This is a genomic window from Hydrogenophaga sp., from assembly GCF_018780385.1.
Taxonomy (GTDB): Bacteria; Pseudomonadota; Gammaproteobacteria; order Burkholderiales; family Burkholderiaceae_C; genus Hydrogenophaga.
Genome location: NZ_JADMJO010000017.1, coordinates 1 through 6,396 on the forward strand (window position 1 = coordinate 1; position 6,396 = coordinate 6,396).

The 6,396-nt window shown below is 62.8% G+C and carries 6 protein-coding genes; all 6 read right to left on the minus strand.

Features of this window, described 5'->3' with window-relative positions:
• The coding region (locus IV113_RS08810) for a prepilin-type N-terminal cleavage/methylation domain-containing protein (RefSeq protein ID WP_291083251.1) at positions 1 to 69 on the minus strand (69 nt) is incomplete at its 3' end.
• Positions 70 to 262: 193 nt separating this feature from the next.
• Positions 263 to 1,066: a 3',5'-cyclic-nucleotide phosphodiesterase gene (locus tag IV113_RS08815; RefSeq protein WP_291083238.1), complete on the minus strand. Its 804-nt coding sequence runs from the start codon at positions 1,064 to 1,066 to the stop codon at positions 263 to 265.
• Between the two features lie 309 nt (positions 1,067 to 1,375).
• Positions 1,376 to 2,005, minus strand: coding sequence for an FHA domain-containing protein (locus tag IV113_RS08820; protein WP_056267247.1), 630 nt, complete (start codon positions 2,003 to 2,005; stop codon positions 1,376 to 1,378).
• A 45-nt stretch (positions 2,006 to 2,050) separates the two neighbouring features.
• Positions 2,051 to 2,836 (minus strand): Stp1/IreP family PP2C-type Ser/Thr phosphatase, encoded by a 786-nt coding sequence (locus IV113_RS08825; RefSeq protein WP_291083243.1) that lies wholly within the window; start codon positions 2,834 to 2,836, stop codon positions 2,051 to 2,053.
• A gap of 37 nt (positions 2,837 to 2,873) precedes the next feature.
• The gene (locus tag IV113_RS08830) at positions 2,874 to 5,564 is read right to left on the minus strand and encodes a serine/threonine-protein kinase (RefSeq protein ID WP_291083246.1); all 2,691 of its coding nucleotides are present in this window, start codon (positions 5,562 to 5,564) and stop codon (positions 2,874 to 2,876) included.
• Positions 5,565 to 5,794: 230 nt separating this feature from the next.
• A partial coding sequence (locus IV113_RS08835) for a succinate--CoA ligase subunit alpha (protein WP_291083249.1) occupies positions 5,795 to 6,396 on the minus strand: 602 nt, incomplete at its 5' end.

Below are 6,396 nucleotides of genomic sequence, written 5' to 3' on the forward strand. Positions count from 1 at the left end.
AATACCGATGATGGCCACCACGATCATCAGTTCGATCAGGGTGAAACCTTTTTGCATGGAACGCTTCATTGAGAAAACTCCTTGGGGGTTTGGGTTGGGAACGCATGTCTATGAGCAGACGGCGTGCCAACTTGAACTGGGGTGTTTTCCGAGGCCTTTTTCACGCTTACCGGCCTCTCAGTGACGGTTTGTGACATCTGGTCGGCTATAGGCTGACATTTTTTGTCACCCGCATCGACAAGAACCGTTTTTGTCACCTCCGTCATAGGTCGAACGTCTGCCCCGCGCTGAGCCAACGGATGTCGTGGTGGATGGCGCCTGCACTCTGCGGCGCATCTTCAAAGCGGCGGATCTCGTCCATGATCAGCCCGGTTTCGGCGGGCTTGGTGTGGGTAATGTAGATGGGGTAGTGCTGGCTGCGGTCGATCTGGCTGAGCTCTTCGGCCAACAGGCCTGGCGCCAGATGCAGGCTGCGTCGGGCGAGTGCCTCTTCCCGGTCGCTGAAGGCGGTCTCGATCACCAACAAGGCCACGGGCAGCTGGTTGACGCGCTCCCAGAAGGCGGGGTTGCGTCCGGTGTCGCCACTGAACACCCAGTGGCCCGATGGCGAGGCGGCGGCAAAGCCGACTGCGGGCACGGTGTGCACGGCCGGCAGCACTTCAACCGCCTTGCCACACACCTCCAACACCTCGCCCACGGCAATGGGCACGAAGCGCATCAGCGGGCGTTCGGCGCTGGGGATGGCGGAGAAGTCGGGCCAGATCAGGTTGTTGAAGATGTGGGCCTTGAGGGCGGCAATGGTGCCCGGCAAGGCGTGCACCTGCAGGGGCTGTGCGCCTGCGGACAGCCTGCGGGCAGCCACGGCATCCAACATGAGTGGAAGCGACGCCACATGGTCCAGGTGCGAGTGCGTCAGCAGAACGTGATCGACTTGCGCCATTTCGTCCAGGGTGAGATCACCCACGCCGGTACCGGCGTCGATCAGAACGTCGTGGTCGAGCAGGAAGGAAGTGGTGCGGCAGCCATGGGCAATGGCTCCGGAGCACCCCAGCACACGTACCCTCATTGGCTGTTTGGAATGGTGTGGCCGGCCGAGCCGGTCCTGGGTTGCGAGGCTTGTATCGATTCGATGGACGTCGCGCCGTCCCACGCGGGATTAAGCGACAACTGCCTGGGGGAGGCTACCTTTCCACGCACACGCGGTAAAGGACTTTTTTGGCATTTTGGTGGCGCACGAAGTCACAGGGTTCAGCGCTGTGGGCCATCCCGTCAAAGCATTGCCCGCCAGCGGCAACACCAAGCTCTGGATGGGGATGAAGCCAGTGCATCCGCAGCCGCCGTAGGCCGTTTGTGACGGAGGGAGGCGTGCGGAAAATTACTGCTGCACGAACTGCATCTTGGTGCCGGCCAGCTCGAGCAGGTCACCGTGGCGCAGGTTCACCGCGTCGGTGCCGATGGGGTTGCCGTTGATGGTGGGCTTTTGCACGCCTTCGACCATCGCGACAACAAAGCCGTGCGGGCGGCGGGTGATGGCGGCCACGGCCACACCGGGTTTGCCAATGGTGGTGACGACCTTCACCAGAGGCACTTCGCGACCCGCTGCCGTGCCCGACATGACCTTGATGGCTGCATTGGCCACGACCATGGCCACCGTGGGCTCCGGTGCAACAACGGAACCGGCGTTGATCACCATCGTCTTTTCGTGGCTCTCACTGGCGCCTTCGTGCACGAACTTGATCTTGTACTTGCCGATCTCGACCGTGTCACCGCTTTGCAACTGCTGCTTCTTGATCGCCTTGCCGTTGACGTAAGTGCCGTTGGTGCTGTTGAGGTCTTCGAGGAAAACGTCCATGCCGGACATCTGCATGACAGCGTGCTCACCGCTGACGGCCAGGTTGTCGATCACGATGTCGTTGTAGGGACGGCGGCCGAGCGTGGTGCGGTCTTTGGTGAGCTGCACTTCCTTGATGACGACACCGTCGATGGAAACGATCATTTTCGGCATGGCCGACTCCTCTGGAACCTGTAGATTTGTTGGTCGAAATCTGAATTACTTGCCCAGCATGCGCGAGAGTATTCCCTTGCGCACCGGCCTGGAACGAGCATACGCCAGTATCACCGATATGTTGTCCCGGCCCCCGCAGTCATTGGCGGCGTCAACCAGGGCCTGGGCTTTTTCTTCCAGCGTACCTGCGGTGATCAGTATGGCGGCGATGCGCTCGTCGCTCATCATGTCGCTGAGGCCGTCCGAACAAAAGAGGTAGAGATCTTCATCCTCCACCCGGTATTCGTTGACTTCGAGCAACACCGTGTCTTCCACGCCCAAGGCGCGCGTCACGAGGTTCTTGTGGGTCGCGTATTGAGCCTGCTCCAGTGAGATGAGTCCGGCATCGATCTGCTCTTGCAGCAGGGAGTGGTCGCGCGTGATCTGCGCGAAGCTGCCTTCGCGAAGGCGGTAGCACCGCGAGTCACCCACGTGGCCGATCATGGCGCGCGTGCCCAGAAACACGCCCATGACCAGTGTGGTCCCCATGCCGGCGTATTGCGGGTTGGAGTTGGCGGCGTTGAAGATGGAGCGGTTGGCGTTGTCGATGCAGATTTCCATGGCGCGGCGCAACTCGCGCACGCTGGCCTCGTTGCCGCCCTCGGCCATCCAGCGCCCCAGCTCGGTCTTGATGAAAGTGGTGGCCATGGCGCTGGCGACTTCGCCCGCGTTGTAGCCGCCCATGCCGTCGGCCAACACCGCAATCTGGTTCTCGATATCGAGCGACACCGAATCTTCGTTGTTGTCACGAACCAGACCCGGATCGGTCAGACAAAAATACTCAAAATTCATAGAGGTCAAGTTATACCCGCAGAACGACGTTGTCTTTTCAGGAACCACGCGCCGAGTCGTGCTGCGGCGTGACAAGCGTGGCAACCAAGGCGTTTTCTGCATCGCGCGGCAGGGCTTGCGTCGCTTCAAACCTGTCCTCACCAGCTTCCGCGGGGCTCGCCTGCGGCTGGGCCGCATCAGACACGGGTTTGGCGCAACGCCGCAGTTGAGCGGCCAGTTCAGCACCTGTCTGGTAACGATCCCCCGGCGACTTGGACAGGATGCGTTCCAGAACGTCGGCCAAGGCTTGAGGGAGTTCTGGCCGCAGGCTGCGCACGCTCGGCGCGGGCTGGTTGGCAATCTGGTACATCAGCGCGGCCATGGAGTCGCCCTTGAGCGGCAACACGCCGGTGAGCAGCTGAAACAGCATCACGCCCAGCGAATAGAGGTCAGAGCGGCCGTCCACGTGCAGGCCGGCGAGTTGTTCTGGCGACATGAAGCTGGGCGTACCCAGCACCATGCCGGTCTTGGTCTTGCTCGAACCGGTGATGCGCGCGATGCCGAAGTCGGTCACCTTGACCGACTGGGTCGCTGCGTCGTACATGACGTTGGCGGGCTTGATGTCGCGGTGCACCACCTGTTGGCGGTGCGCATGGTCCAGCGCGGCGGCCACCTGTTCGCCGATGCTGAGCACGGTGGACACCGGCAGCAGCTTGCCGGTGCGGGTGAACTCCACGAGATCACGGCCGGGCAGGAACTCCATGGCGATGAAAGCCAGGTCGTGCTCTTCACCGGCATCAAAGATGGTGACGATGTTGGGGTGTTGCAGTCGGCCCGCCGTCTCGGCCTCCCTGAAGAAGCGTTCGCGCACATCGACCAGTTCGGCGCCTTCAAATTCGGCACTGAGCGCCAGCGTCTTGATCGCCACCATGCGGCCGATCTTGGGATCTCGACCCTGGTAGACCACGCCCATGGCGCCCTTGCCCAGCTCCTTCTCCACCTGGTAGCGCCCCAGCATGGGTTTCTCCACGCCACCGTTGTCCAGCAACAGGGTGCCGCCCGGGTGCGAAGATCCTCCCCCGAGCACCACCGTCTCCGAGAGGTTCTTCGCTCGCTTCAAACGCCGCTGAACATCGGCGTCGTTGCGGTCCAGCTTGGCCATGTGCTCATACACCGCTTCGGCTTTGTTGAACTGGCGCTTGCGCTCGAAGTCCAGCGCCAGGTGCTTGAGGTTGTCCATCAGCGCGTCGCTGAAAGGCACGCGGCGCATACGGTCAAAGGCCATGTCCAACTGCCCCTGCCCTTGCAGCGCCAGGCCCATCATGCGGTTGGTCTCGGCCGACTCCTCGTCGGACTTGGCCTTGCCCGCCTCGGTCACCAGAAAACGGCGCGTGGTCAGCGCCAGGTGCCCGATGAGCAAGAGCGCCGCCGGGAACACCATTTGCAGCCAGGTAGCCGCAACCGACAACAAACCAAATTCGATCCCCAGCAACGCCACAAACAGCACCGCCGTGCAGGCCGCGCCCGCAGCCGCTGACAAGCGAGGCAAGACGCCCACGACGTAGCCGACGATCAGCAACAGCGCGCCCAGCACCGCCAAGCCACCCCACACCGGCTGCACGATGTGGTGGCCACTGAGGATGCTGGAGGTGATGTGGGCCAGGATGGCCGCCGGCGACATGGCGGCCGACACCGGTGTGGTGAACAAGGTGCCCACGCCGGCGGCCGTGGCACCGATGATCACGATCTTGTCGGCGTATTTGCTGGCCGGGATGCGGCCCGAGAGCACGTCGTAAAACGAGTCCACGGCGAACGCGGGTTTGCCATCGCGATCGGGATAGAACTGCGGCAGCAAGCGGGCGGTGGCGTCGGTCGGGATCAGGCTGCGACCCAATTGCACGCCCTCGCCGGGTACCAGCCGCATGTCGTCGGCCGTGAGGTTCAGGCTGTTGGCGGCCATGGCAAGGCCCATGGAGGGCACGGCAAAACCGTCGAACTGAACCAGCAAACCCTCCTGGCGCACCGAACCGTCGACATCGGGCAACTGGTTGAGATGGCCGACTGCTCGCGCGGCGTCTCCGATGGCTGACAGTGGTTGCTGCGAACGCAGGGCGGGCACGCCAAAAGCCGAGTTGTCGGCGATGGCGCTGCGCTGTGCAAACGCCGGCAGAGGTTGATCAGCGCGGCCTTGCAGTTCCCCGAGCTCAAACACCGACGGCACGATGACATTGCCCGCGCGCGACATGCTGGCCACCAGGCGGGCGTCGGAATCGAGCTGTTGCTCGGCTTGGCCGATGAAGCCCAACAAGCGCTGGCGCCCAGCGTCGCCCAGGTCGGTCAGCGGCGCGCCGCCCGTGGCCGATCCATCGAGCATTCCGCGCAATTCGCGCAACTGCACCAGTCCGCGGTCGGTCTGAGGTTCGAAGAAGAAGGCTGTGTGAGCCACAGTCTTGGCCCGCGCGGCACTGAGCTGGTCAATCAGCTGGGCATGCACCTCGCGTGGCCACGGCCAGCGGCCGATATTGGCAACGCTCTGATCGTCGATCGCGATGATGGCGATGCGATCGCTCGGCTGCCGGGCCGTCTGGGTGCTGGCCACGTCGAAAAAGCGACGTTCCAACCCGCTGAAGAAATCGGTGGCGGCGTGCAAGGCAACAACAGCCACGACAACCGCCAAGCCCATGGCGGCGTCCGAGCGCCACTGGGGGCGTTTGCGCTTGGGCCGACTCTGGCGCTGGCTGGTGGACACGGATGGGGGAGACCTGGGTTGGTTTCAATGCGGGCTGCGTGACACGCCTCACAGCGAGTCCTCACAAGGGTCATCGGGCATCTGCGACTGGCATTGAACCCAAGGTGTTGCATTTTGTTTCAAGGCGAGCGTTCGGAGCAAGCTGATCTGTGTGTTTGATGTCGCACACAGACCGTGGACGAAAAAAAAGGCAACGCAAGCGTTGCCCTTTTCACGACGCGCGCCTCTTTTTACAGGCGCGCCCTCAGCAGCTTGGCCATTTCGGACGGGTTGCGCGTGATCGTGAAGCCGCAGGCTTCCATGATTTCCAGCTTGGCATCGGCCGTGTCAGCGCCGCCCGAGATCAGGGCACCGGCATGGCCCATGCGCTTGCCAGCGGGTGCGGTCACACCCGCGATGAAACCCACGATGGGCTTCTTCATGTTGTCCTTGCACCAGAGAGCGGCTTCGGCTTCGTCCGGGCCACCGATCTCACCGATCATGATGACGGCATCGGTGTCGGGATCGTCGTTGAAGGCTTTCATCACGTCGATGTGCTTCAAGCCATTGATGGGGTCGCCACCAATGCCCACGGCGCTGGACTGGCCCAGGCCGATTTCGGTCAGCTGTGCCACGGCTTCGTAGGTCAGCGTGCCCGAGCGCGAGACCACGCCGATGCGTCCCTTGCGGTGGATGTGGCCGGGCATGATGCCGATTTTGATTTCGTCTGGCGTGATCAGGCCGGGGCAGTTCGGGCCCAGCAGCAGGGTGCGCTTGCCACCAGCGGCTTCCTTGGCCTTCATGCGGTTGCGCACTTCGAGCATGTCCTTGACCGGGATGCCTTCGGTGATGC